22 protein-coding genes are annotated in these 23,868 nt (G+C 61.4%); 18 read left to right on the plus strand and 4 right to left on the minus strand.

All coding sequences use genetic code 11. The features are described 5' to 3' along the window. Positions 1 to 49 precede the first annotated feature (49 nt). The 3 genes from prlC (at position 50) to J5M72_RS24155 (ending at position 4,579) form a co-directional block, all read left to right on the plus strand. Positions 50 to 2,128 (plus strand): oligopeptidase A, encoded by a 2,079-nt coding sequence (gene prlC / locus J5M72_RS24145; RefSeq protein WP_207867314.1) that lies wholly within the window; start codon positions 50 to 52, stop codon positions 2,126 to 2,128. Next, positions 2,125 to 2,415, plus strand: coding sequence for a YheV family putative zinc ribbon protein (locus tag J5M72_RS24150; protein WP_007953955.1), 291 nt, complete (start codon positions 2,125 to 2,127; stop codon positions 2,413 to 2,415). The genes prlC and J5M72_RS24150 overlap by 4 nt, the downstream gene beginning before the upstream one ends. 112 nt (positions 2,416 to 2,527) lie before the next feature. Further along, entirely contained in the window at positions 2,528 to 4,579 is a 2,052-nt protein-coding gene (locus J5M72_RS24155) for a M3 family metallopeptidase (protein ID WP_207867316.1), read from the plus strand. On the opposite strand, the gene J5M72_RS24160 is transcribed toward J5M72_RS24155, so the two are convergent. Beyond that, positions 4,566 to 5,210: a dual specificity protein phosphatase family protein gene (locus tag J5M72_RS24160; RefSeq protein WP_169428275.1), complete on the minus strand. Its 645-nt coding sequence runs from the start codon at positions 5,208 to 5,210 to the stop codon at positions 4,566 to 4,568. The genes J5M72_RS24155 and J5M72_RS24160 overlap by 14 nt on opposite strands. A gap of 297 nt (positions 5,211 to 5,507) precedes the next feature. Here J5M72_RS24160 and J5M72_RS24165 point away from each other — a divergent pair, with 297 nt between their 5' ends. From J5M72_RS24165 to J5M72_RS24190, 6 genes are all read left to right on the plus strand, one after another. Further along, positions 5,508 to 6,254, plus strand: a complete 747-nt coding sequence (locus tag J5M72_RS24165) for a gluconate 2-dehydrogenase subunit 3 family protein (RefSeq protein ID WP_207867318.1) — start codon at positions 5,508 to 5,510, stop codon at positions 6,252 to 6,254. Positions 6,255 to 6,256: 2 nt separating this feature from the next. Beyond that, a complete protein-coding gene (locus tag J5M72_RS24170) occupies positions 6,257 to 8,041 on the plus strand; it encodes a GMC family oxidoreductase (protein WP_096822445.1) in 1,785 nt (594 codons plus the stop codon). A 12-nt stretch (positions 8,042 to 8,053) separates the two neighbouring features. Next, on the plus strand, positions 8,054 to 9,355 hold the full coding sequence (locus tag J5M72_RS24175; RefSeq protein WP_207867320.1) for a cytochrome c: 1,302 nt from the start codon (positions 8,054 to 8,056) through the stop codon (positions 9,353 to 9,355). A 74-nt stretch (positions 9,356 to 9,429) separates the two neighbouring features. Further along, entirely contained in the window at positions 9,430 to 10,488 is a 1,059-nt protein-coding gene (locus J5M72_RS24180) for a PA0069 family radical SAM protein (protein WP_169428272.1), read from the plus strand. Between the two features lie 238 nt (positions 10,489 to 10,726). After that, complete coding sequence (locus J5M72_RS24185) at positions 10,727 to 11,458, plus strand: carbonic anhydrase (protein ID WP_169428271.1); 732 nt, start codon at positions 10,727 to 10,729, stop codon at positions 11,456 to 11,458. 90 nt (positions 11,459 to 11,548) lie between these two features. After that, positions 11,549 to 13,075, plus strand: coding sequence for a SulP family inorganic anion transporter (locus J5M72_RS24190; RefSeq protein ID WP_085653895.1), 1,527 nt, complete (start codon positions 11,549 to 11,551; stop codon positions 13,073 to 13,075). 136 nt (positions 13,076 to 13,211) lie between these two features. Here J5M72_RS24190 and J5M72_RS24195 read toward each other — a convergent pair whose 3' ends face one another. Then, positions 13,212 to 13,844, minus strand: a complete 633-nt coding sequence (locus J5M72_RS24195; protein ID WP_085733841.1) for a hypothetical protein — start codon at positions 13,842 to 13,844, stop codon at positions 13,212 to 13,214. A gap of 369 nt (positions 13,845 to 14,213) precedes the next feature. On the opposite strand from J5M72_RS24195, the gene coxB reads away from it, so the two are divergent. From coxB to J5M72_RS24215, 4 genes are all read left to right on the plus strand, one after another. Next, complete coding sequence (coxB, locus tag J5M72_RS24200; RefSeq protein WP_169428268.1) at positions 14,214 to 15,341, plus strand: cytochrome c oxidase subunit II; 1,128 nt, start codon at positions 14,214 to 14,216, stop codon at positions 15,339 to 15,341. Positions 15,342 to 15,423: 82 nt separating this feature from the next. Next, positions 15,424 to 17,010, plus strand: a complete 1,587-nt coding sequence (gene ctaD, locus J5M72_RS24205) for a cytochrome c oxidase subunit I (RefSeq protein ID WP_169428267.1) — start codon at positions 15,424 to 15,426, stop codon at positions 17,008 to 17,010. A 126-nt stretch (positions 17,011 to 17,136) separates the two neighbouring features. After that, entirely contained in the window at positions 17,137 to 17,688 is a 552-nt protein-coding gene (locus tag J5M72_RS24210) for a cytochrome c oxidase assembly protein (protein WP_011331799.1), read from the plus strand. A gap of 25 nt (positions 17,689 to 17,713) precedes the next feature. Continuing rightward, positions 17,714 to 18,601, plus strand: coding sequence for a cytochrome c oxidase subunit 3 (locus tag J5M72_RS24215; protein WP_169428266.1), 888 nt, complete (start codon positions 17,714 to 17,716; stop codon positions 18,599 to 18,601). A 9-nt stretch (positions 18,602 to 18,610) separates the two neighbouring features. On the opposite strand, the gene J5M72_RS24220 is transcribed toward J5M72_RS24215, so the two are convergent. Next, positions 18,611 to 18,814 carry a twin transmembrane helix small protein gene (locus J5M72_RS24220; protein WP_065260656.1) on the minus strand — a complete coding sequence of 68 codons (204 nt, stop codon included), beginning with the start codon at positions 18,812 to 18,814 and terminating at the stop codon, positions 18,611 to 18,613. 71 nt (positions 18,815 to 18,885) lie between these two features. Between J5M72_RS24220 and J5M72_RS24225 the strand changes: the two genes are divergently transcribed. The 5 genes from J5M72_RS24225 to J5M72_RS24245 are packed head-to-tail and all read left to right on the plus strand — an operon-like array spanning position 18,886 to position 22,794. Continuing rightward, positions 18,886 to 19,626, plus strand: coding sequence for an SURF1 family protein (locus tag J5M72_RS24225; protein ID WP_207867322.1), 741 nt, complete (start codon positions 18,886 to 18,888; stop codon positions 19,624 to 19,626). Then, entirely contained in the window at positions 19,592 to 20,185 is a 594-nt protein-coding gene (locus tag J5M72_RS24230) for a hypothetical protein (protein WP_207867324.1), read from the plus strand. Before J5M72_RS24225 ends, J5M72_RS24230 begins: the two co-directional genes overlap by 35 nt. A gap of 10 nt (positions 20,186 to 20,195) precedes the next feature. Continuing rightward, on the plus strand, positions 20,196 to 21,275 hold the full coding sequence (locus tag J5M72_RS24235; protein ID WP_207867326.1) for a COX15/CtaA family protein: 1,080 nt from the start codon (positions 20,196 to 20,198) through the stop codon (positions 21,273 to 21,275). Next, on the plus strand, positions 21,263 to 22,162 hold the full coding sequence (cyoE, locus tag J5M72_RS24240; RefSeq protein ID WP_207867328.1) for a heme o synthase: 900 nt from the start codon (positions 21,263 to 21,265) through the stop codon (positions 22,160 to 22,162). The genes J5M72_RS24235 and cyoE overlap by 13 nt, the downstream gene beginning before the upstream one ends. Then, positions 22,159 to 22,794, plus strand: a complete 636-nt coding sequence (locus J5M72_RS24245; protein ID WP_085647189.1) for an SCO family protein — start codon at positions 22,159 to 22,161, stop codon at positions 22,792 to 22,794. Before cyoE ends, J5M72_RS24245 begins: the two co-directional genes overlap by 4 nt. Before the next feature lie 283 nt (positions 22,795 to 23,077). Here J5M72_RS24245 and J5M72_RS24250 read toward each other — a convergent pair whose 3' ends face one another. Beyond that, positions 23,078 to 23,848: a MetQ/NlpA family ABC transporter substrate-binding protein gene (locus J5M72_RS24250; RefSeq protein WP_085713035.1), complete on the minus strand. Its 771-nt coding sequence runs from the start codon at positions 23,846 to 23,848 to the stop codon at positions 23,078 to 23,080. Positions 23,849 to 23,868 lie beyond the last annotated feature (20 nt).

The raw sequence follows: 23,868 nt of genomic DNA on the forward strand, positions 1-23,868 counted from the left end.
TCTGTCGCCGATAGCTGCGGTGGGGGTCGATTGTAATTAAGATGGGCGCATGTTTCTTCCAGCCAAGGTGCCAACCGTGAGCGTGAACAACCCTCTTCTGCAGTCCTACGACCTGCCGCCGTTCTCCGCGATCCGTGCCGAACACGTGCAGCCGGCCATCGAAACCATCCTGGCCGACAACCGCGCCGCCATCGCCGACATCCTCAAGACCCAGGGCCAGAACCCGACGTGGGCCGGGCTGGTGCTGGCGATGGACGAACTCAATGATCGCCTGGGCGCTGCCTGGAGTCCGGTCAGCCACCTCAATGCCGTGTGCAACAGCGCCGAACTGCGTGAAGCCTACGAGTCGTGCCTGCCGGCATTGAGCGCCTACTCCACCGAGATGGGCCAGAACCGCGAGCTGTTCCAGGCCTATGAAGCCCTGGCCAACAGCCCGGAAGCCGCCGGTTTCGACGTGGCGCAGAAAACCATTCTGGAACACGCGTTGCGCGATTTCCGCCTCTCGGGCATCGACCTGCCGGAAGCCGAACAGAAACGCTACGCCGAAGTGCAGAGCAAGCTGTCCGAGCTGGGCAGCCGCTTCTCCAACCAGTTGCTCGACGCCACCCAGGCCTGGACCAAGCACCTGACCGACGAAGCCGCCCTCGCCGGCCTGACTGATTCGGCCAAGGCGCAAATGGCTGCTGCCGCACAGGCCAAAGGCCTCGACGGCTGGCTGATCACCCTGGAGTTCCCGAGCTACTACGCGGTGATGACCTACGCCCAGGACCGTGCGCTGCGCGAAGAAGTTTACGCCGCCTACTGCACCCGTGCGTCGGATCAAGGTCCGAACGCCGGCCAGAACGACAACGGCCCGGTGATGGACGAAATCCTCGACCTGCGTCAGGAGCTGGCCAAACTGCTCGGTTTCTCCAGCTTCTCCGAACTGAGCCTGGCGACCAAAATGGCTGAGTCCAGCGATCAGGTGCTGAGCTTCCTGCGTGACCTGGCCAAGCGCAGCAAACCATTTGCCGCCCAGGATCTGCAACAGCTCAAGGCTTACGCCGCCGAGCAGGGCTGCGCCGATCTGCAAAGCTGGGACAGCGGTTTCTACGGTGAAAAACTCCGTGAACAACGCTACAGCGTCGCCCAGGAAAACCTGCGCGCTTACTTCCCGATCGACAAAGTGCTGGGCGGGCTGTTCGCTATCGTTCAGCGTCTGTACGGCATCGAAATCGCTGAACTGAAAGGCTTCGACACCTGGCACCCGGACGTGCGCCTGTTCGAGATCAAGGAAAACGGTCAGCACGTCGGCCGCTTCTTCTTCGACCTCTACGCCCGCGCCAACAAGCGTGGCGGTGCCTGGATGGACGGCGCCCGCGACCGTCGCCGCACCGTCGACGGCGTGCTGCAAAGTCCGGTAGCCAACCTTGTGTGCAACTTCACCCCGGCCGACAGCGGCAAGCCTGCGCTGCTGACCCACGATGAAGTGACCACCCTGTTCCACGAGTTCGGCCACGGCCTGCACCACCTGCTGACCCGCGTCGAGCATGCCGGCGTATCGGGCATCAACGGCGTGGCGTGGGACGCAGTCGAGCTGCCAAGCCAGTTCATGGAAAACTGGTGCTGGGAGCCGGAAGGCCTGGCGCTGATTTCCGGTCATTACGAAACCGGCGAGCCACTGCCGCAAGACCTGCTGGAAAAAATGCTCGCCGCGAAGAACTTCCAGTCCGGCCTGATGATGGTGCGTCAGCTGGAATTCTCGCTGTTCGACTTCGAACTGCACGCCACCCACGGCGACGGCCGCAGCGTCGCGCAGGTGCTTGAAGGCGTGCGTGACGAGGTGTCGGTGATGCGTCCTCCGGCCTACAACCGCTTCCCGAACAGCTTTGCGCACATCTTCGCCGGCGGTTACGCGGCGGGTTACTACAGCTACAAGTGGGCGGAAGTGCTGTCGGCAGATGCCTTCTCCAAATTCGAAGAAGACGGTGTGCTCAATGCTGACACCGGTCGCGCCTTCCGCGAAGCGATCCTCGCCCGTGGCGGCTCGCAGGAGCCGATGGTGCTGTTCGTCGACTTCCGTGGCCGTGAGCCGTCGATTGACGCACTCTTGCGCCACAGCGGCCTGAGTGAGGACGCGGCAGCATGAGTGAGGCACCCGTGAAGACCAAAAAACGCTTTATCGCCGGGGCGGTCTGCCCGGCGTGCAGCGAGCCGGACAAACTGATGATGTGGAGCGAGGACGATGTCCCGCACCGCGAATGCGTGGCGTGCGGCTACAGCGATACGCTGAATGCCCAAGGGCTGTCGGTGCCGAAAGAACTGGGCACGCGGGTCAACACCAGCGCGCTCAAGCCTGCACCGGACAAGACGGTTCAGGCGGTGCAGTTCTTCCCGAACCCGAAGCTGAAGAAAAAACCTGACGAGCAACACTGATCCGGCACCACCTTCCACCGAGCTGCGGTGGAAGGTGGTATTGGCTTAACACCTGTCCCCTGCACTTGCTTCGTAGGCTGGCCGTTTCCGCCATGCCTCGAAGGAAGTTGCCATGCCCGACTCCAACCCCCTCCTGCAACACTGGATCCTGCCGCCCTGGCCGGCGATTCGCGCTGAACATCTGCTGCCGGCGATCAACACCCTCATCGACGACCAGCGACGAATCATTACGCAAGTGCTCGACACTCAGTTGGAAAATCCCGGTTGGGACGATCTGGTACTGAGCATCGACGAAGCCGATGCCCGCATCGGTGAATTCCGGTCGATTCTCGAAACACTGTCCACGGTCAGATCCGACGATGCCGACTGGCTCGTGGAAAGCGCCAAGGCTCATCTCGCGATCAACCACTATCGCTCTGAAAAAGCCCGAAATCGCCCGTTGTTCGAGGCTTACCAGCGTTTGGCGCAGAGCTCGGTGGCGGCCGGTTTCGATGAGTCACGCAAGACCGTGCTGGCGCGGGTACTGCGCAAATTCAGACAGTCCGGCATCGAGCTTCCCACTGCGCAGCAGCAGGAACTGGCCCGGTTGAAGCTTGAGATCGGCGGTCTGGAATTCAGTTTTCTGACCCACCTCGAACGCTGGACCGAGACCTGGAGCAAACGTGTCGACGACCCGACGTTGCTTGCAGGCCTGTCTCCGGCGATGAAGGAACGCCTGGCACTCAACGCCCGCCAGGCCGGCCATGGCGGCTGGCTGATTCGCCTGGACCAGAACACCTGTCAGCACATCCTCAAATACGCCGAGAATCGTGCCCTGCGCGAGGAATGCTGTGTTGCCTACGCGACCCGCGCCTCCGATCAGGGACCACTGGCCGGACGCTTCGACAACGGTCCGGTGCTGACAAAGCTGCTTGCCTTGCGCCAACAGAAAGCTCGCTTGCTTGGCCACGAAAACGCCGCGCAACTGAGTCTGGCAAAAAGCATGGCCGGAACGACGACCTGGGTCAGGGATTTTCTCCAGTGCCAGGTTGCGCAATTGATCCCCATCCTGGAGCAGGACGCAAAACAACTGGCCGCCTTCGCCCGCCAATGCGGAATCGACCGTATCCAGCCATGGGACGAAGACTTCCTCGCCGAGCAATGGCGTCAGCAACAGTTTCCCGGAGCACTGGATAACCTACGTGATTATTTCGCGTTCGATGGCACCCTGCTCCGACTCTGCCTGTTCTGCGAGCGCATGTTCGGGATCCGTATCGTCGAACAGATCGGCGCAAACCACTGGCATGACGATGTGCGACTGCTGGAAATCCGCGAGCATGAACAGGTCATCGGCTACATCTACCTCGACCCGTTTCATCGCGATAACGCTGCGGATTACGCTGGCACCTTCACGCTACGCAACCGTCGGATCAACGTCGAAGGCCGGCCGGCGCTCCCCATTGCCGTGCTCTACAGCAATTTCACACCGGCCACCGACGGCCATCCATGCCGACTGGAGCTCAATGAGCTACGAGTACTTTTTCATGAGTTCGGCCACTGCCTTCAACACGTATTGACGCGCTCGCCCCATCACACGCTGTCCGGCATTTTGCAACTGGGCCATGAGGCGGCGGAGTTTTCCGGACAGCTGTTCGAACAGTGGTGCCAGTCGCGGGAGTTCGTGCTGTGGCTCGGTGCGCATTTCCAGACTGGCGAGCGCTTGAGCGCTGCACGGGTCGACGCGGCACTCTCGGCCAGTCAGGCCCACTCCAGTCGGCAACAGGCTTTGCTACTGATGGGAGCGATCATCGACTTCGAGCTGCACGCCACTCTCGGCGACGGTCGCTCTGTCGAAGAGGTTTGCGCCGACGTGCAGCGCACGATGGGTCATCTGCAACTGCCCGACAGTCACCGGTTCGCCAATGGTTTCGATTACATGGTGACCCAGTACGACGCTTCGGTTTACGCCTATGTCTGGTCAGGGGTGCTGGCTCAGGAAGCGTTCAAACGCTTCAGTCTTGACTGGGTGTTCAGGGCGCAGACCGGCCGGGCGTTCCGGGAAACGTTCTTTGCGCCCGGGGCCGGGCGCCCGTTGCTGGAAGCGGTGGAGGCGTTCATTGGCCGGCCGGTCGCTGAAGAGCTTTGCCCCGGCCGCCCCATCACCCGGCGGGTTATTTCAGATTGACGGTCTGGAACCAGCTCTTCATCGAGCAGGTAGCGAACGCACTGGTGCTGCAATCGCCATTGGCCAGCGCGGTGCGCAGCTTGTCGACATCAGCCTGCATCACGTAGCGCACCCCGTCCTTGAAGTGACCGCTTTCACCGAAACCGCCCTGGGTCATTTCGTTCAGGGCGTCTTCCTTGCTCCAGCCCTGCACCACGATGCGGTACATCGCCGCCATCAGGCCGGTACGGTCGGAGCCGTGCTTGCAATGCATCAACACCGGACCGTTGGCTTCGGCGGTCTGAATGGCGCGCAAGGCCTTGAGGACATCGCTGTCATCGACGTGATTGGTGCGATACGGCAGTTGCACCTGATTGATGCCAGGGGCATTCAGCCAGCTCGAGTCCGCCTCCGGCAGGAAATTGATGACCGTGGCCACTTTCAGTTTTTGCAGCAACGGCACGGCACCGGCGTCAGGCAGCGCACTGCGATAGAGCGTGGGCGACATCTGGAAGAAGTTGTATTTCACTTCGACCGGTTGCGCCCATTCCGGAGGGCGGGAAACCGGCGCATCTGCGGCATGGGCCGGGATCGAGCCGAGCAGGGCAAACAGCGAGAAACAGATCGCGGAGGAAAAACGCTTCAAGGACATGCTGTGCGGTAACCGTGTGGGATTCGTCAGTAGGGCCGCAGCTTGCGGGTTGTCCAGTCAAATCCCTGTGAGGCGATTGTCAAAGAAACGTGAAGCCAGGCACTTCCTTCGTCGAAAATTCGGGCTTTTTTCGGCCGAATCGATTCATCCGATTGGTTAGCCTGCTACCATTTGTCACATCATGTTGCAGGCGCGTCCCCCTTTTCCGGGTCATTTCCAGCCACGTCGCAACCAACCACTTCAAAGCCGTCCTCAGAAACGGCTGATAACCATCAATGCCTGATGAGGTGCATCCCCATGTCTGATCAAGATCGAGACAACCCGCGGCGTGAGTTTTTGCGCAAATCCCTGACCCTGATCCCGGTGGTCACCCTCGCCGGCACCGGCCTGGGCAGCAGCGTGCTGCAAGCCGCCCCGCAAAGCGCACCGGCTGCGGCGCCGGCAAAACCGGGCGTCACTGACGCGGGCGTCTATCAGCCGAGTTACTTCACCGCCGAAGAGTGGGCGTTCATCAATGCCGCCGTCGCGCAATTGATCCCCAGCGATGCCCAGGGCCCTGGCGCTCTCGAGGCTGGCGTGCCGGAATACATCGACCGTCAGATGAACACGCCGTACGCCGCCGGTGCCCTTTGGTACATGCAGGGCCCGTTCAACGCCGATGCGGCGCCGGAGATGGGCTGGCAGAGCAAACTGGTGCCGAAAGAGATCTATCGCCTCGGCATCGCCGCCACGGATCAGTGGGCAAAATCCCTCAACGGTAAAACATTTGCCGAGCAAGACAGCGCTACCCGAGACGATCTGCTCAAGCAGCTTGAAGCCGGAAAACCGCAATTCGACAGCGTTCCGGCGAAGATTTTCTTCAATCTGCTGCTGCAAAACACCAAGGAAGGGTTCTTCTGCGATCCGATCCACGGCGGCAATAAAGGCATGGTCGGCTGGACCATGATCGGCTTTCCCGGCGCCCGCGCCGATTTCATGGATTGGGTGGAACGCAACGAGCAATACCCCTTCCCGGCAGTTTCGATTCGCGGCGAGAGGGCGTGAGCATGGCAACGGTAATGAAGAAGGTCGACGCAGTGATCGTCGGTTTCGGCTGGACGGGCGCGATCATGGCCAAAGAGCTGACCGAGGCAGGCCTCAACGTGCTGGCGCTGGAGCGCGGGCCGATGCAGGACACCTACCCTGACGGCAACTATCCCCAGGTGATCGACGAACTCACCTACAGCGTGCGGAAAAAACTCTTCCAGGACATCTCCAAGGAAACCGTCACCATCCGCCACAGCGTCAACGACATCGCTCTGCCGAATCGCCAGTTGGGCGCGTTCCTGCCGGGCAATGGCGTGGGCGGTGCCGGCCTGCACTGGTCGGGCGTGCACTTTCGTGTCGACCCGATCGAGTTGCGCATGCGCAGCCACTACGAAGAGCGCTACGGCAAAAGCTTTATCCCCAAGGACATGACTATTCAGGACTTCGGCGTCAGTTATGAAGAGCTGGAACCGTTCTTCGATTTCGCCGAAAAAGTCTTCGGCACCTCCGGCCAGGCCTGGACCGTGAAAGGCCAACTGGTCGGTCAGGGCAAGGGCGGCAACCCGTACGCCCCGGATCGCTCGAACCCGTTCCCGCTGGAAGCGCAGAAGAACACGGTTTCAGCACAGCTGTTCGGCAAAGCGGCCACAGAAGTCGGTTACAAACCCTACAACCTGCCTTCCGCGAATACTTCGGGGCCGTACACCAACCCTTACGGCGCACAGATGGGCCCGTGCAACTTCTGCGGTTTTTGCAGCGGTTACGTTTGCTACATGTATTCCAAGGCCTCGCCGAACGTGAACATTCTGCCAGCGCTGAAACCGCTGCCGAATTTCGAACTGCGGCCCAACGCCCACGTGTTGCGGGTCAACCTCGACAGCACGAAAACCAAAGCCACCGGCGTCACCTACATCGACGGCCAGGGTCGCGAGATCGAGCAACCGGCGGATCTGGTGATCCTCGGCGCATTCCAGTTACACAACGTGCGCCTGATGCTGCTCTCCGGCATCGGCAAGCCGTACGACCCGGTCAGCGGCGAAGGTGTGGTCGGGCGTAACTTCGCCTACCAGAACATGGCGACCATCAAGGCGTTCTTCGACAAGGACACCCACACCAACAACTTCATCGGCGCCGGTGGCAACGGCGTGGCGCTGGACGATTTCAACGCCGACAACTTCGACCACGGCCCCCACGGGTTCGTCGGTGGCTCGCCGATGTGGGTCAACCAGGCTGGCAGCCGTCCGATTGCCGGCACCTCCAACCCGCCGGGCACGCCGGCCTGGGGCAGCGACTGGAAACGCGCCACCGCCGATTACTACACCCACCAGGTGTCGATGGACGCTCACGGTGCGCATCAGTCCTACCGGGGCAACTACCTCGATCTGGACCCGGTGTACCGCGACGCCTACGGCCTGCCGCTGCTGCGGATGACCTTCGACTGGCAGGAAAACGACATCAAGATGAACCGCTTCATGGTCGAGAAAATGGGCAAGGTCGCGCAAGCCATGGGCCCGAAAGCCATTGCCGTGCTTGGCAAGAAAGTCGGCGAACACTTCAACACCGCGTCCTACCAGACCACCCACCTCAACGGTGGCGCGATCATGGGTACCGATCCGAAGACCAGCGCGCTGAACCGCTACCTGCAGAGCTGGGATGTGCACAACGTGTTCGTCCCGGGTGCCTCGGCATTCCCACAGGGCCTGGGTTACAACCCGACCGGGCTGGTCGCCGCACTGACCTACTGGTCGGCGAAAGCGATCCGCGAGCAATACCTGAAAAACCCCGGCCCGCTGGTTCAGGCTTAAGGAGCGATGACCATGAAGACTCTCGTTATCGCGACCCTGGCGCTGCTCGGCAGCACTGCCGCCCACGGCGCCGAAATTGATCAATCCTTGATCACACAAGGCGAATACCTCGCCCGTGCCGGTGACTGCGTGGCTTGCCACACGGCCAAGGACGGCAAGCCGTTCGCCGGCGGCCTGCCGATGGAAACCCCGATCGGCACGATCTACTCGACCAACATTACTCCGGATAAAACCGGCGTCGGTGACTATAGCTTCGAGGACTTCGACCAGGCCGTGCGTCATGGCGTGGCCAAAAACGGCAGCACCTTGTACCCGGCGATGCCGTACCCGTCCTACGCCCGTGTCAGCGAAACCGACATGCAGGCGCTCTACGCCTACTTCATGCACGGCGTGAAACCGGTGGCACAGGAAAACAAGGCCAGCGACATCCCGTGGCCGTTGAGCATGCGCTGGCCGCTGATGGGCTGGCGCTGGCTGTTCGCGCCGAAGGTCGAGGACTACAAACCCGCGTCGGACGATGCCGTCGTCAGCCGTGGGGCTTATCTGGTGGAAGGCCTCGGACATTGCGGCGCCTGCCATACGCCCCGGGCCCTGACCATGCAGGAAAAATCCCTGAGCGCGGCCGAAGGCAGCAGCTTTCTGTCAGGCAGTGCGCCGCTGGAAGGCTGGATCGCCAAGAGCCTGCGTGGCGACCACAAGGACGGCCTCGGCAGCTGGAGCGAAGAGCAACTGGTGCAGTTCCTCAAGACCGGCCGTAGCGACCGCAGCGCGGTATTCGGCGGCATGAGCGACGTGGTCACCCACAGCATGCAGTACATGACCGACGCCGACCTGACCGCAATCGCCCGTTACCTGAAATCGCTGCCGGCCAACGATCCTGCCGACCAGCCGCATCAATACGATGAGAAAGCTGCCAAAGCCTTGTGGAACGGTGATGACAGTCAGCGCGGCGCGTCGGTGTACATCGACAACTGCGCGGCGTGCCACCGTACCGACGGCAATGGCTACACCCGGGTGTTCCCGGCGCTGGCGGGCAACCCGGTGTTGCAATCGGATGACCCGACCTCGCTGATTCACATCGTGCTCAAGGGCGGCACATTGCCTGCGACGCACACCGCGCCGTCGACCTTCACCATGCCTGGCTTCGCCTGGCGTCTGTCGGATCAGGAAGTGGCGGATGTGGTGAGCTTTATTCGTGGCAGTTGGGGCAACAAGGGCGCGCCAGTCAAGGCCGCTGACGTCGCCGAATTGCGCAAGGACGATATGAAGCAAACCTCGAACGATGACCTCGGCCAGGTGACACAGCACAACTGACTGTTCGCCCAACGGCACTAGTCAGATCGACAGCGCCTCGATACTGTACATACAAACAGTATCGAGGCGCTGCCATGTCTACCCCTCTTCCCCCGCGCGGTCGCGGCACCGCCACCAACCCGCACAACCGCTTCGCACCGAGTCGTTCGGTGGCCGAGGACGATGGCTGGTATCAGGAAGTGCCACTGACCCAGGGCACCGAAGTCAGCTTCGAGACGGCAAAGACCATCATCACCCGCAACACCTCGCCGGACTTGCCCTTCGACCGTTCGATCAATCCCTATCGCGGTTGCGAGCATGGCTGCATCTATTGCTACGCACGGCCGAGCCACGCCTATTGGGACATGTCGCCGGGGCTGGATTTCGAAACGAAGCTGATCGCCAAGACCAATGCCGCCCAAGTGCTGGAGGAACAGCTTGGCAAGAAAGGCTATCAGTGCGCACCGATCAATCTGGGTTCCAACACCGACCCGTATCAACCGATCGAACGCGAACACAAAATCACCCGCCAGACCCTCGAAGTGCTGCTGCGCTATCGACACCCGGTGACCATCGTCACCAAGGGCTCGCTGATCCTGCGCGACCTCGATCTGCTCACCGAGCTGGCGCAGCAACGGCTGGTGGCGGTGATGATCAGCCTCACCACCCTGGACGATGAACTCAAACGCATCCTCGAACCCCGCGCCGCCGCGCCCAAGGCCCGGTTGCGGGCGATCCGGGTGATGCGCGAGGCGGGGATTCCGGTCGGCGTGCTGTGCTCGCCGATGATTCCGATGATCAACGACAGCGAAATCGAGAACCTGCTGACCGAAGCCCACGCTGCCGGTGCCCAGAGCGCCGCCTACATGATGCTGCGCCTGCCGCTGGAAGTGGCGCCGCTGTTCGAGGAATGGCTTGAGGCACACTACCCGCAGCGGGCCGCCCATGTGTTGAGCCTGATCCGCCAGAGCCGTGGCGGCGAACTGTACGACAGCCGTTTTGGCGCACGCATGCGCGGTGAAGGGCCATTCGCCGACCTGCTCGCCCAGCGCTTCGCCAAGGCCCTCAAACGTCTGGGGCTCAATCACCGCGAAGGTTTCAATCTCGATTGCACGGCCTTCTGTCCGCCGGGTCGTCAGATGGCGCTGATTTAGGAACAATTGGCCTGCGGTTGAGTGGAAGGAAATACTGGCCAGGTTCACGCCAGTCATCTTTTTTGTGACCTGGAACACACGTTCTAGAGCGCTTGATTCAGTTTGAGTTAAGTTTCGGCGGTTACCTTGTTCATCGAGTGACTGACGGGTCAGGACGGCCCGGATGTTTTAAACAGCCACTGGCTTCATACCGGAATACACGGGAATGACTCCCCGAATCCGCCAAAGAGGATGAATCATGAGTGACAAGGATAAACAGCCGTTGGCTGCGTCGGCGCAAGCCGTCCCCGGGGCGGATTCCGCCGATGCAGCACTGCGACATATCGTTGACGGCTTTTTGCATTTTCATCATGAGGTCTTCCCCCAGCAGGAAGAACTCTTCAAGAAACTCGCCACGGCCCAGTCGCCACGGGCGATGTTCATCACTTGCGCCGACTCGCGCATCGTGCCCGAACTGATCACCCAGAGCTCCCCCGGCGATCTGTTCGTGACCCGTAACGTCGGCAATGTCGTGCCGCCCTACGGCCAGATGAACGGTGGCGTATCCACCGCCATCGAATACGCGGTACTGGCCCTTGGCGTGCAGCACATCATCATTTGCGGTCACTCCGATTGCGGCGCCATGCGCGCGGTACTCAATCCGCACAGCCTGGAAAAAATGCCGACGGTCAAAGCCTGGCTGCGCCACGCCGAAGTCGCGAAAACCATGGTGCATGACAACTGCAACTGCACCGACGAAAAAGAAAGCATGCCGATCCTCACCGAGGAGAACGTCATCGCCCAACTGCAGCACTTGCGTACCCATCCTTCGGTAGCCTCGCGCATGGCGAACGGTCATCTGTTCATCCATGGCTGGGTCTACAACATCGAAACCAGCGAAATCAAAGCTTACGACGCGGATCAGGGACGCTTCCTGCCGCTGGACGGCAGCCATCCGATTCCGGTGGCGACGCCCAAAGCGCGCTTCTGAATCCTCCTAAACATCCGTGTGGTCTGACGCCGGTCGCAGTTCAAGCGACTCGGCTTCGCCACGCCTGAAGAAAACTTCGGGAGAGTCATCATGCGTGCGGCTCAATTGAAAGCTGTGTTGCCACGGGAGCTGCTCGCTTCGGTGGTTGTGTTTCTGGTCGCCCTGCCGCTGTGCATGGGCATTGCCATTGCTTCGGGGCTGCCACCGGCCAAAGGTCTGATCACCGGGATCATCGGCGGTCTGGTGGTGGGCTGGCTGGCGGGTTCGCCGTTACAGGTCAGCGGGCCGGCAGCGGGTCTGGCGGTGCTGGTATTCGAACTGGTGCGTCAGCACGGTATCGAGATGCTCGGGCCGATCCTGCTGCTCGCCGGTTTCCTGCAACTGGTAGCGGGACGTCTGAAGCTCGGCTGCTGGTTCCGGGTCACGGCGCCAGCGGTGGTGTACGGCATGCTTGCCGGTATTGGTGTGTTGATCGTGCTCTCACAGGTGCATGTGATGCTCGATGCGTCACCGAAACCTTCAGGTCTCGACAACCTCACGGCATTCCCCGGCGCGGTGGCGCAGGCCCTGCCGTCCGTTGGCTGGCAGGCCGGGCTGCTCGGGCTGTCGACCATCGCGGTGATGTGGCTGTGGGAGAAATTCCGCCCCCATTCGCTGCGTTTCATTCCGGGCGCGCTGCTCGGTGTCGGGCTGGCGACAGGTGCCAGCCTTTTGCTGGCGCTGCAAGTGAAGCGGGTTGAAGTGCCGGCGAATCTGGCCGAAGCCATCGACTGGTTGAAACCGGCGGATCTGCTGAGCCTGGCCGACCCGACGCTGCTGATTGCCGCGTTCGCAGTGGCCTTCATCGCCAGCGCCGAAACCCTGCTGTCCGCCGCCGCGGTGGATCGCATGCACAGCGGCCCGCGTTCGGATTTCGACCGTGAGCTGTCGGCGCAAGGCGTCGGCAACATGCTCTGCGGTCTGGTCGGCGCGCTGCCGATGACCGGGGTGATCGTACGCAGTTCGGCCAACGTCCAGGCCGGCGCCACCACACGCTATTCGACGATTTTCCATGGCCTTTGGCTGCTGGCGTTCGTGTTGTTGCTGTCGAGCCTGCTGCAGAGCATTCCGGTGGCGAGTCTGGCGGGCGTTCTGGTCTACACCGGTTTCAAACTGGTGGATCTCAAGGCGTTCCGTGGTCTGGGGCGTTATGGCCGGATGCCGATGTTCACCTACGCCGCCACGGCGCTGGCGATCATCTTCACCGACCTGTTGACGGGCGTATTGATCGGTTTCGGCCTGACTTTGTTGAAACTGGCGTTCAAGGCCTCGCGCCTGAAAATCAGCCTGATCGATCTGCCGCAGGAAGGGGAAATGGAGTTGCGTCTGGTGGGCGCCGCGACGTTCCTCAAAGTGCCGGCGCTGACTCAGGTACTGGGCAGCATTCCGCCGGGCACGACGGTGCATGTGCCACTCAACAACCTGAGCTACATCGACCATTCGTGTCTGGAACTGCTTGAAGAGTGGGGCCGGGCGAATGCGGCGAAGGGGGCGAAACTGTTGATCGAGTCGCGCGGGTTGAAGCGACGGCTTGAGGGGCGGATCCGCACCACGACCGGAATAGGTGCTGCTGGCTAAAAACCTGACTTGGAAATACCCCCTGTGGGAGCGGGCTTGCTCGCGAAATCGGTGGATCAGTCGACATTAATTTTGACTGACACACCGCTTTCGCGAGCAAGCCCGCTCCCACATTTGAATTGCATGCAACTCCGGGTTATGCGGCCGGCTGATCCAGCTCCAGGCCCACGCCCAGACGGCGACTCATGCACGGCCAGCGTTTCCACGCCGCACCGGTGTCCGGGCTGCTGAGTTTCTCGCGGTAGGCTTCCACCGACTCCAGCGCAAAGCTGTCGTCGTCGAGCATGCTGTCCACCGCGTGATGCACCACTTCATCGAGTTGGTTGGCAAATTCCTCACCGAGCAACTGGTGAGCAATCAGATTGGCGACCGTCATGTCCAGGGGGATCAGTGGCTGGCCGAAATGCTTGATGTACAGGTCGTTGACCTCTTCGACAAAACGGTGCGCCAGATAGGCTTCGTCCAGCAGACTGTCCAGGCCGACCGGCGGCTGGAGAAAGTACTGTTCGGCGATTTTCAGCACCGGTTTGATCTGCGATTCGATTCCCGCTTCCCTGGCGACTTCATTGGCTGCATCCAGCAGATCTGGCACTTCATCGATGTAGGCGGCGACAAAACGCGTCAGCACGCCGTTGGCGTCGGTTTCCGGCAACTGAATGGCCGGGTGCAGGTGTTGCAGTTGGCTTTCGAGCTGACGGGTCAGCTTTCCGGTTTCGATCTCGTGTTGTCGGGCTATGTGGATCTGCTCGCGCAATGCGGCGGTGTTCATGAAAACTCCAGGAAACAAGGCAATGAAATAGGGAAGACATAACTTAGCTGGCTTACGAAAAATGCTAAGACGCATTTGTCATAATTATTTCATCCTTGATGCACCGGCGTTATATCGGTTTGCCACCACTCGTCTGCATCCTTCTCCATTCGTGCCCTGGAACGCAAGTGCCAGCTGTTTCATTCGATTTACGTCCGCACATTGCATTTTTCAGCCGCTGTCTATACTCGCCATTGAATGGAGTTAGCTGATGACGCCCGACTGCCCACGCAGCAAGGCCCGGCGATTCAAGTTCGTAGTCTGATGCAGCCGCTCCCTTGCCTCTGGTGAAAGCCGGCGGGATAACAAGAACGATAAGGGGAACCCGCAATGATGCGACATCCACACGTCTGGATGGGCCTCCTGTTGTGGTCGATTTTCAGCCCGGTGCAAGCTGCCTGGACTGTGAATATGGCGCCTGGAGCGACCGAAATCAGTCACGCAGTATTCGACCTGCACATGACCATTTTCTGGATCTGTGTGGTGATCGGGATCATCGTCTTCGGCGCCATGTTCTGGTCGATGATGGTGCACCGCCGTTCTACCGGGCAGGTCGCCGCAAAATTCCACGAAAGCACCACCGTCGAAATTCTCTGGACCGTCGTCCCGCTGCTGATTCTGGTGGCGATGGCCGTTCCGGCGACCGCGACCCTGATCAAGATGTACGACACCAGTGAGCCGGATATCGATATCCAGATCACCGGCTATCAGTGGAAGTGGCACTACAAATACCTGGGCCAGGACGTCGAGTTCTTCAGCAACCTGGCCACCCCCGCCGAGCAGATCCACAACAAGGAAGCCAAGGGCGAGCATTACCTGCTCGAGGTCGACAAGCCATTGGTGCTGCCGATCGGCGCCAAAGTGCGCTTCCTCGTCACGTCTGCCGACGTGATCCACTCCTGGTGGGTGCCCGCTTTTGCGGTCAAGCGCGATGCGATCCCGGGGTTCGTCAACGAAGCCTGGACCCGCATCGACAAGCCCGGCCTCTACCGTGGCCAGTGCGCCGAGCTGTGCGGCAAGGATCACGGCTTCATGCCGATCGTGGTCGACGTCAAGGAGAAGGCCGACTACGAAAAATGGCTGGCCGACCGCAAGGCCGAGGCTGCGCAGCTCAAAGAGCTGACCAGCAAAGAATGGACCCTCGACGAGCTCAAGGAACGTGGCGACAAGATCTACCACACCACCTGCGTCGCCTGTCACCAGGCCGAAGGCCAGGGCCTGCCGCCAATGTTCCCGGCACTCAAGGGCTCGAAAATCGCCACCGGCCCGAAAGAGGCGCACCTGAGTCTGGTGTTCCACGGCAAGCCGGGCACCGCCATGGCGGCGTTTGGCAAGCAACTCTCGGAAGTCGATATCGCAGCGGTCGTGACCTACGAACGTAACGCCTGGGGCAACAACAAGGGCGACATGGTCACGCCAAAAGAAGTGCTGGAGCTGAAACAGGCGGAAAGCAAATGAGCCGGTCTATTGCGTACTTCGTGAACCGGTCGGGGCAAGGCGCCCCGGCCTGCCCAGTCCACTCACTTGAAGGAGACCGGCCATGAGCGCTGTCATCGATGACCACGGTCATGCCGACCACGCCCACGGCCCCGCCAAAGGCCTGATGCGCTGGGTGCTGACCACCAACCACAAGGACATCGGCACGCTGTACCTGTGGTTTGCGTTCTGCATGTTCCTGCTCGGCGGCTCGTTCGCCATGGTGATCCGTGCCGAGCTGTTCCAGCCCGGATTGCAGATCGTCGAGCCTGCGTTCTTCAACCAGATGACCACCATGCACGGCCTGGTAATGGTGTTCGGCGCGGTGATGCCGGCGTTCGTCGGCCTCGCCAACTGGATGATCCCGTTGATGGTCGGCGCGCCGGACATGGCCCTGCCGCGAATGAACAACTTCAGCTTCTGGCTGCTGCCGGCGGCGTTCCTGCTGCTGGTCTCGACCCTGTTCACCCCCGGTGGCGGGCCGAACTTCGGCTGGACCTTCTACGCGCCGCTGTCCACCACCTATGCCCCGGAAAGCGTGACGTTCTTCATCTTCGCCATCCACCTGATGGGGATCAGCTCGATCATGGGCGCGATCAACGTGATCGCCACCATCCTCAACCTGCGCGCCCCCGGCATGACCCTGATGAAAATGCCGCTGTTCGTCTGGACCTGGCTGATCACCGCGTTCCTGCTGATCGCGGTGATGCCGGTGCTGGCCGGGTGCGTAACGATGATGCTGATGGACATCCACTTCGGCACCAGCTTCTTCAGCGCGGCCGGTGGCGGTGACCCGGTGCTGTTCCAGCACGTGTTCTGGTTCTTCGGCCACCCCGAGGTGTACATCATGATCCTGCCGGCCTTCGGCGCCGTCAGCCAGATCATCCCGACCTTCTCGCGCAAGCCGCTGTTCGGCTACACCTCGATGGTCTACGCGACGGCGAGCATCGCATTCCTGTCCTTCATCGTCTGGGCGCACCACATGTTCGTGGTCGGCATCCCGCTGGTTGGCGAGCTGTTCTTCATGTACGCGACCATGCTGATCGCCGTGCCCACCGGGGTGAAAGTGTTCAACTGGGCCAGCACCATGTGGCAGGGCTCGATCACCTTCGAAACGCCGATGCTGTTTGCCGTGGCGTTTGTGATCCTGTTCTCCATCGGCGGTTTCTCCGGGCTGATGCTGGCCATCGCCCCGGCGGATTTCCAGTACCAGGACACCTACTTCGTGGTGGCGCACTTCCACTACGTGCTGGTGCCGGGGGCGATCTTCGGGATCTTCGCGTCGGCCTATTACTGGCTGCCGAAATGGACCGGCCACATGTACGACGAAACCCTGGGCAAGCTGCACTTCTGGCTGTCCTTCGTCGGCATGAACCTGACGTTCTTCCCGATGCACTTCGTGGGACTGGCGGGGATGCCACGACGGATTCCGGACTACAACCTGCAGTTCGCCGACTTCAACATGGTCTCGTCGATCGGCGCGTTCATGTTCGGTGCCACGCAGATCTTCTTCCTGTTCATCGTGATCAAGACCATCCGTGGCGGCGAGCCGGCTCCGGCCAAACCGTGGGATGGCGCCGAAGGTCTGGAATGGAGCGTGCCGTCGCCGGCGCCGTATCACACCTTCACCACGCCACCGGAAGTGAAATGAAAATCCAACCCTATGTGGGAGCGAGCCTGCTCGCGATGAACGATGACGCGGTCTGTCTGCTAGACCGTAGCGCCTGCATCGCGAGCAGGCTCGCTCCCACAAGGGCTCTCGGTAGAGACATTAATCATGGCTGACTCGATTTCGATGAAGAAGCTGGTCACCCGATTGCTCGGTGTGGTGGTGGCGATGTTCGTCTTCGGTTTTGCCCTGGTGCCGATCTACGACGTGATGTGCAAGGCGTTCGGCATCAACGGCAAGACCGCCGGGCAGTACGAGGGCGAGCAGACCGTCGATGCCTCGCGGCAGGTGCGGGTGCAATTTCTGTCGACCAACACCGCCGACATGCCGTGGGACTTCTATCCCAAGCATGACGAACTGACGGCCAACCCCGGCGCGGTGAACGAGATGATCTTCATCGCCCGCAATCCCACCGACAAACCGATGAGCGCGCAAGCGGTGCCAAGCATCGCGCCGAGCAATGCGGCGGCGTATTTCCACAAGACCGAATGCTTTTGCTTTACCCAGCAGGTGCTGCAGCCCGGTCAGCAGATCGAGATGCCGGTGCGTTTCATCGTTGACCGCGACATGCCCAAGGACGTGAAGCATCTGACGCTGTCCTACACGCTGTTCGATATCACCGCCCGACATCCTCCGGTGGCTGCAAACACTGGCGGTTAAGCGTGCCCGATAAGGAGAACAATAAATGGCAACTCATGAGCACTACTACGTCCCGGCCCAGAGCAAGTGGCCGATCATCGCGACCTTCGGCATGGTCATCACGGTCTACGGCCTGGCCACCTGGTTCAACGATCTGAAGGCAGCGCGCCCTGAATCCCACGGCCCGCTGATCTTTTTCGTCGGTGGCCTGTTGCTGGCGTACATGTTGTTCGGCTGGTTCGGCACGGTGATCAAGGAAAGCCGCGCGGGGTTGTACAGCCCGCAGCTGGACCGCTCGTTCCGCTGGGGCATGAGCTGGTTCATTTTCTCCGAGGTGATGTTCTTCATCGCCTTTTTCGGCGCACTGTTCTATGTGCGGCACATCTCCGGCCCGGCGCTGGGCGGCGAAGGCACCAAAGGCATCGCCCACATGCTCTGGCCGAATTTCCAGTTCACTTGGCCGCTATTGCACACGCCGGATCCGAAACTGTTCCCGCCGCCCAAGGAAGTCATCAGCCCCTGGGGCCTGCCGCTGGTCAACACCATCCTGCTGGTGAGCTCCAGCGTGACCATCACCATCGCTCACCACGCCCTGAAGAAAGGCCATCGCGGTGCGCTGAAACTGTGGCTGGCGATCACCGTGCTGCTGGGTTGCGGCTTCCTCGCCTTGCAGGCCGAGGAGTATATGCATGCCTATCACGAACTGGGCCTGACCCTCGGTTCGGGGATCTACGGCGCGACGTTCTTCATGCTCACCGGGTTTCACGGCGCCCACGTGACCATCGGCACGATCATCCTGTTCGTGATGCTGATGCGCATCATGAAGGGCCACTTCGACAACGAGCACCAGTTCGGCTTCGAAGCCGCGAGCTGGTACTGGCACTTCGTCGATGTGGTGTGGATCGGCTTGTTCATCTTCGTTTACGTGCTCTGAAGGACAGAGCTACCAGGGCGCATGCGACACCAGTTGGCCGCTGTAGAAACCCCAGGCAATCAAGCCGACGGTGCAAGCGGCCAATGCCACCCGAACACTCAAGGCGATGACCAGGCGATTTGAACTGCTGTCGTCCTTGACCAGGAAAAACAGGCCGCTGAACAGGCTGATCACCGTGGCAATCAGCATCAGGACGATCGCTGCTTTGAGCATGGGAAGACTCCGGGGGTACAGGCGATGCAATCAAGTATAGCGGTCGCGTTCACAGCTTTTGCGGCGCGGCCATGAAGCGCTTCCGGCCGGGCGTCGTGCCGACGCTGGTGGTCGCCTTGCTGCTGCCGCTGCTGATTTCGCTGGGCTTCTGGCAACTGGGCCGGGGCGCGGAGAAAACCGCCCTGCTCGCCAGTTACGCCGAACGCCGCGCCGCCGAGCCGATGGCCAGCACCGAACTGCTGCACAGCGCCGATCCGGCCTTTCGCCGGGTGCATCTGCACGGTCAGTTCGATGCGGCGCACAGCCTGCTGCTGGACAACCGGCAGCGGGACGGCAAGGTCGGCGTCGAATTGCTGCAACCGTTTCAGGATCAGCGCAGCGGCCAATGGCTGCTGGTCAATCGCGGCTGGCTGCCCTGGTCGGACCGGCGCATTACCCCGCAATTCAAGACACCGGCCGATGCCGTTAATGTCGATGCCTGGGTGTACGTCGCCCCCGGCGCGACCTTCCAGTTGCACGCCGACCCGGTCAGCAGCACCTGGCCGCAAACCGTCACCGCCGTCGAACCGGCCAAATTGTGGAAAACCCTCGAGCGCGACGGCTTCGCCTATGAATTGCGCGCAGAACCGGGTCCCGCCAGCTATCAGGCCGACTGGCCGGTGGTCGCGATGGGCCCGGAGAAACACCTCGGTTACGCCGTGCAGTGGTTCGCCATGGCCACCGCCCTGCTCGGTCTCTACCTCTATCTCGGCTGGCACAACGCAAAGGAGAAACACCATGGGAGCGGCCATGAATCCACCCAGCATGTCTGAAACGAAAGTCCCGGCCAGTCGCCGTCGCGGACGCATCCAGCTGCTGCTGATCGTGCTGGGCGTCGTCGGCCCGATGATCCTCGCCACCGGCATGTACAAGCTGCAGTTCTGGGTGCCGGACGGTCGCAGCTATCACGGCGAACTGATCGGCAACGGCCAGAGCCGTGCCGACCTCGGCGTGACGGCTGACGAAGAACGCTGGCAGATGTTGGTGACCGCGCCGAAAGACTGTGCGGTGGATTGCCAGCAACTGGTGTACCTGGCGCGGCAGATCCAGATCGGCCTCGGCCGCGATGCCGGGCGCGCCAGCCACGCCCTCGCCGCCGCACAGCCGTTGAGCGCCGACTACGAAGCCAAGCTGACCCGTGAATATCCGCAACTGCAACGTTATCCGCTGGATTCCGCCGCGTTCAGCAAGGCGACCGGCGACAAGGCCACGCCGCAACTGTGGATCATCGATCCCCACGGCAACCTCGTGCTGCGCTACGACCCGAGCGTCAAGGGCAAGGATCTGCTCAACGACCTGCGCCACCTGCTGAAACTGTCGAACATCGGATAAGGGCATCGTCATGGCCAAACCTGGATTTCGCCTCGCGCTGTTTGCCACCCTGCTGGCACTGATCGTGGTGCTGCTCGGCGCCTACACCCGCCTGACCCACGCCGGCCTCGGCTGCCCGGACTGGCCGGGCTGCTACGGGTTTATCAGCGTGCCGAAAAGCGAAGCCCAACTGGCCCATGCCGAACTGCATTACCCCGACTCGCCAGTGGAAGCGCACAAAGGCTGGAACGAGATGATCCACCGCTACTTCGCCGGCACCCTGGGCCTGCTGATTTCGATTCTGGCCGGGCGGGCGTGGGTCAATCGGCGGCATCCGGGGCAACCGCTGAAACTGCCGCTGTTTCTGCTGGCGGTGGTGTTCGCTCAGGCGGCGTTCGGCATGTGGACGGTGACGCTCAAGCTCTGGCCGCAAGTGGTGACCGGGCATTTGCTCGGTGGTTTCGCGACCTTGAGCCTGCTGTTTCTGCTGACGTTGAGATTGTCCGGCGTGCTGCCGGCGCTGACCGTGCCCAAGCGTCTGCAATATTGGGCGACTGCCGGCCTGTTGCTGGTGATCGGCCAGATTGCGCTGGGTGGCTGGGTCAGTTCCAACTATGCGGCGGTGGCCTGCATCGACTTCCCGACCTGCCACGGTCAATGGTTGCCGCCGGCGGATTTCGCCAATGGCTTTCACCTGACCCAACATATCGGCCCCAATTACCTCGGCGGACAACTCGACAGCGATGCGCGCACGGCGATTCACCTGACCCACCGCATCGGCGCGTTGCTGGTGACGGTCGTCCTGCTCGGTCTGGCCTGGCAACTGAAAGTGGTGGGGATGACCCGACTGGCCGGGCTGGTGCTGATCGCCCTCGCCGCGCAGATCACCCTCGGCATCAGCAACGTGCTGTTTCATCTGCCGCTGCCGGTGGCCGTGGCGCACAACGCCGGTGGCGCGGCGCTGCTGCTGACCATGGTGCTGGTCAACTATCACGCGCGAACCAGTCTGGTTCGGGTCAAGCAGCCGATGCTTGTGCGCTGGCGTCTGAGCCCGCGTAAACAGTCGGCCGCGCCCATCACGATAAAAGGAGAGACGCCATGGCGGTTCTGATCGGCGAACGTCCGGCGCAGGCGCTGTGGCGTGATTACCTGGAGCTGACCAAACCGAAAGTCGTGGTGCTGATGCTCATCACCTCGCTGGTCGGCATGTTCCTCGCGACCCGCGCCGGGGTGCCGTGGACGGTGCTGGTGTTCGGCAACCTGGGGATCGCGCTGTGTGCCGGCGGCGCGGCGGCGGTCAATCACGTGGTGGACCGGCGCATCGACGCGGTCATGGCTCGTACCCACAAACGGCCGCTGGCCGAGGGTCGGGTCTCGCCTGCCGCTGCACTGACCTTTGCACTGGTGCTGGCACTGCTCGGCCAGGCCCTGCTGCTGACCTTCACCAACCCGCTGACCGCATGGCTGACTCTGGCCTCGCTGCTCGGCTACGCGGTGATCTACACCGGTTTCCTCAAACGCGCGACGCCGCAGAACATCGTCATCGGCGGCCTCGCCGGCGCCGCCCCGCCGCTGCTCGGCTGGACCGCTGCCACCGGTCACGTCAGCGCCGAACCGTTGCTGCTGGTGCTGATCATCTTCGCCTGGACCCCGCCGCACTTCTGGGCGCTGGCGATCCATCGCAAGGAGGAATACGCCAAGGCCGACATTCCGATGCTGCCGGTCACCCACGGCGAGCACTACACCAAGGTGCACATTCTGCTGTACACCTTCGCCCTGCTGGCGGTCAGCCTGCTGCCGTATGTGATCCACATGAGCGGCCTGCTGTACCTGATCTGCGCGCTCGGGCTGGGCGCAAGGTTTCTGCAATGGGCCGTGGTGCTGTACCGTGGCACCCGGCCGCACGCGGCGATCAACACCTTCAAGTACTCTATCTGGTACTTGTTTCTGCTGTTCATCGCCCTGCTCGTAGACCACTACTTACTGTTGAACCTATGACTCGAACCCAGAAAACCGTCTTCATCCTCGTCGCCGTGATCGCGCTGATCCTCGGCCTGACCGTCAACAAAGTGCTGAGCGGCAAGGGCCAGGGCGACCCGACCGCACTGATCGACGCCGGCATCATCCTGCTGCCGCAGAGTCGCAACCTGCCGGACGTGACGATGACCAATCAGGACGGCCAACCGGTTACGATCAACGAGCTCAAGGGCAAGTGGAGCCTGCTGTTCTTCGGCTACACCTTCTGCCCGGACATCTGCCCGACCACCCTCGCCCAACTGCGCCAGATCAAGAGCGAGCTGCCGAAGGATGCTGTGGACAAGTTGCAGATCGTGCTGGTCAGCGTCGACCCGAACCGCGACAACCCTGCGCAGTTGAAGCAGTACCTGGGCTACTTCGATCCACAGTTCATCGGCCTGACGCCGAAGTCGATCGAGGAGCTGCAGAAGGTGGCGAACGCGGTGAGCATTCCGTTCATTCCGGCGGACACCAGCAAGCCGAATTACACGGTGGATCACAGTGGGAACCTGGCGGTGATCGGGCCTGATGGTACGCAGCGTGGGTTTATTCGGGCGCCGTTGAATAATGCCAAGCTGGTGGCGCAGTTGCCGGTGATGCTTAACCGCAAATAGCCAAGATCAAAAGCCTGCCCTCACCCTAGCCCTCTCCCGGAGGGAGAGTGGACCGAATGGGGAATATTGGCGAGCTACACCGAATTGAACGTATTGCTTTGAATCCATAATCGCCAAGATTTTTCAGGTCGATGTATGACGCAAGACACCTCGGTCGGCCCCCTCTCCCTCCGGGAGAGGGCTGGGGTGAGGGACGAATACACAGCGGGTCCAAAGCTGAACACCCGGCCACAAAAAAAAGGGGACGCCAATGGCGTCCCCTTTTTCGTTGCAGCTATATCAATCAGAACGCCGGCAATACCGCGCCTTTGTACTTCTCGGTAATGAATTTCTTCACTTCCGGGCTGTGCAGGGCGGCGGCCAGTTTCTGCATGGCGTCGCTGTCCTTGTTGTCCGCGCGGGACACCAGGATGTTCACGTACGGCGAGTCGTTGCCTTCGATAACCAGCGCGTCCTTGGACGGATCCAGCTTGGCTTCCAGCGCGTAGTTGGTGTTGATCAGTGCCAGGTCGACCTGGGTCAGCACACGCGGGATGGTCGCGGCTTCCAGTTCACGGATCTTCAGGTCTTTCGGGTTTTCAGCGATGTCCTTGACGGTCGACAGGATGTTTTTCGAGTCTTTCAGTTTGATCACGCCCGCCTTGTCCAGCAGCAACAGCGCACGGCCGCCGTTGGTGGCGTCGTTCGGGATCACCACGTTGGCACCGCCTGGCAGGTCTTCGATTTTCTTGATCTTGCTCGAGTAGGCGCCCAGCGGCTCCAGGTGTACGCCGGTCACGGCAACCAGACTGGTGCCCTTGGCCTTGTTGAACTCATCAAGGTACGGCTGGTGCTGGAAGAAGTTGGCATCCAGACGCTTTTCAGCCACCTGCACGTTCGGCTGGATGTAATCGGTGAAGACCTTGACCTTCAGATCCACGCCCTCTTTGGCCAGTGCCGGCTTCACGAATTCGAGGATTTCCGCGTGCGGCACCGGGGTGGCGGCAACGGTCAAGGTTTCAGCGTGAGCCGAAAAAGCGGCTACGGCAGCGAAAGCAGCGATCAGTTTTTTCATTCAGCTAACTCCTTTTGAGG

It is taken from the genome of Pseudomonas sp. 58(2021) (genome assembly GCF_017491585.1).
GTDB lineage: Bacteria > Pseudomonadota > Gammaproteobacteria > Pseudomonadales > Pseudomonadaceae > Aquipseudomonas > Aquipseudomonas fluorescens_BT.

Bases quoted from the DNA above. Each gene is read 5' to 3' on its own strand.
- prlC (WP_207867314.1), top strand. From the start codon at position 50: ATGTTTCTTCCAGCCAAGGTGCCAACCGTGAGCGTGAACAACCCTCTT.
- J5M72_RS24150 (WP_007953955.1), top strand. From the start codon at position 2,125: ATGAGTGAGGCACCCGTGAAGACCAAAAAACGCTTTATCGCCGGGGCG.
- J5M72_RS24155 (WP_207867316.1), top strand. From the start codon at position 2,528: ATGCCCGACTCCAACCCCCTCCTGCAACACTGGATCCTGCCGCCCTGG.
- J5M72_RS24160 (WP_169428275.1), bottom strand. From the start codon at position 5,210: ATGTCCTTGAAGCGTTTTTCCTCCGCGATCTGTTTCTCGCTGTTTGCC.
- J5M72_RS24165 (WP_207867318.1), top strand. From the start codon at position 5,508: ATGTCTGATCAAGATCGAGACAACCCGCGGCGTGAGTTTTTGCGCAAA.
- J5M72_RS24170 (WP_096822445.1), top strand. From the start codon at position 6,257: ATGGCAACGGTAATGAAGAAGGTCGACGCAGTGATCGTCGGTTTCGGC.
- J5M72_RS24175 (WP_207867320.1), top strand. From the start codon at position 8,054: ATGAAGACTCTCGTTATCGCGACCCTGGCGCTGCTCGGCAGCACTGCC.
- J5M72_RS24180 (WP_169428272.1), top strand. From the start codon at position 9,430: ATGTCTACCCCTCTTCCCCCGCGCGGTCGCGGCACCGCCACCAACCCG.
- J5M72_RS24185 (WP_169428271.1), top strand. From the start codon at position 10,727: ATGAGTGACAAGGATAAACAGCCGTTGGCTGCGTCGGCGCAAGCCGTC.
- J5M72_RS24190 (WP_085653895.1), top strand. From the start codon at position 11,549: ATGCGTGCGGCTCAATTGAAAGCTGTGTTGCCACGGGAGCTGCTCGCT.
- J5M72_RS24195 (WP_085733841.1), bottom strand. From the start codon at position 13,844: ATGAACACCGCCGCATTGCGCGAGCAGATCCACATAGCCCGACAACAC.
- coxB (WP_169428268.1), top strand. From the start codon at position 14,214: ATGATGCGACATCCACACGTCTGGATGGGCCTCCTGTTGTGGTCGATT.
- ctaD (WP_169428267.1), top strand. From the start codon at position 15,424: ATGAGCGCTGTCATCGATGACCACGGTCATGCCGACCACGCCCACGGC.
- J5M72_RS24210 (WP_011331799.1), top strand. From the start codon at position 17,137: ATGGCTGACTCGATTTCGATGAAGAAGCTGGTCACCCGATTGCTCGGT.
- J5M72_RS24215 (WP_169428266.1), top strand. From the start codon at position 17,714: ATGGCAACTCATGAGCACTACTACGTCCCGGCCCAGAGCAAGTGGCCG.
- J5M72_RS24220 (WP_065260656.1), bottom strand. From the start codon at position 18,814: ATGCTCAAAGCAGCGATCGTCCTGATGCTGATTGCCACGGTGATCAGC.
- J5M72_RS24225 (WP_207867322.1), top strand. From the start codon at position 18,886: ATGAAGCGCTTCCGGCCGGGCGTCGTGCCGACGCTGGTGGTCGCCTTG.
- J5M72_RS24230 (WP_207867324.1), top strand. From the start codon at position 19,592: ATGGGAGCGGCCATGAATCCACCCAGCATGTCTGAAACGAAAGTCCCG.
- J5M72_RS24235 (WP_207867326.1), top strand. From the start codon at position 20,196: ATGGCCAAACCTGGATTTCGCCTCGCGCTGTTTGCCACCCTGCTGGCA.
- cyoE (WP_207867328.1), top strand. From the start codon at position 21,263: ATGGCGGTTCTGATCGGCGAACGTCCGGCGCAGGCGCTGTGGCGTGAT.
- J5M72_RS24245 (WP_085647189.1), top strand. From the start codon at position 22,159: ATGACTCGAACCCAGAAAACCGTCTTCATCCTCGTCGCCGTGATCGCG.
- J5M72_RS24250 (WP_085713035.1), bottom strand. From the start codon at position 23,848: ATGAAAAAACTGATCGCTGCTTTCGCTGCCGTAGCCGCTTTTTCGGCT.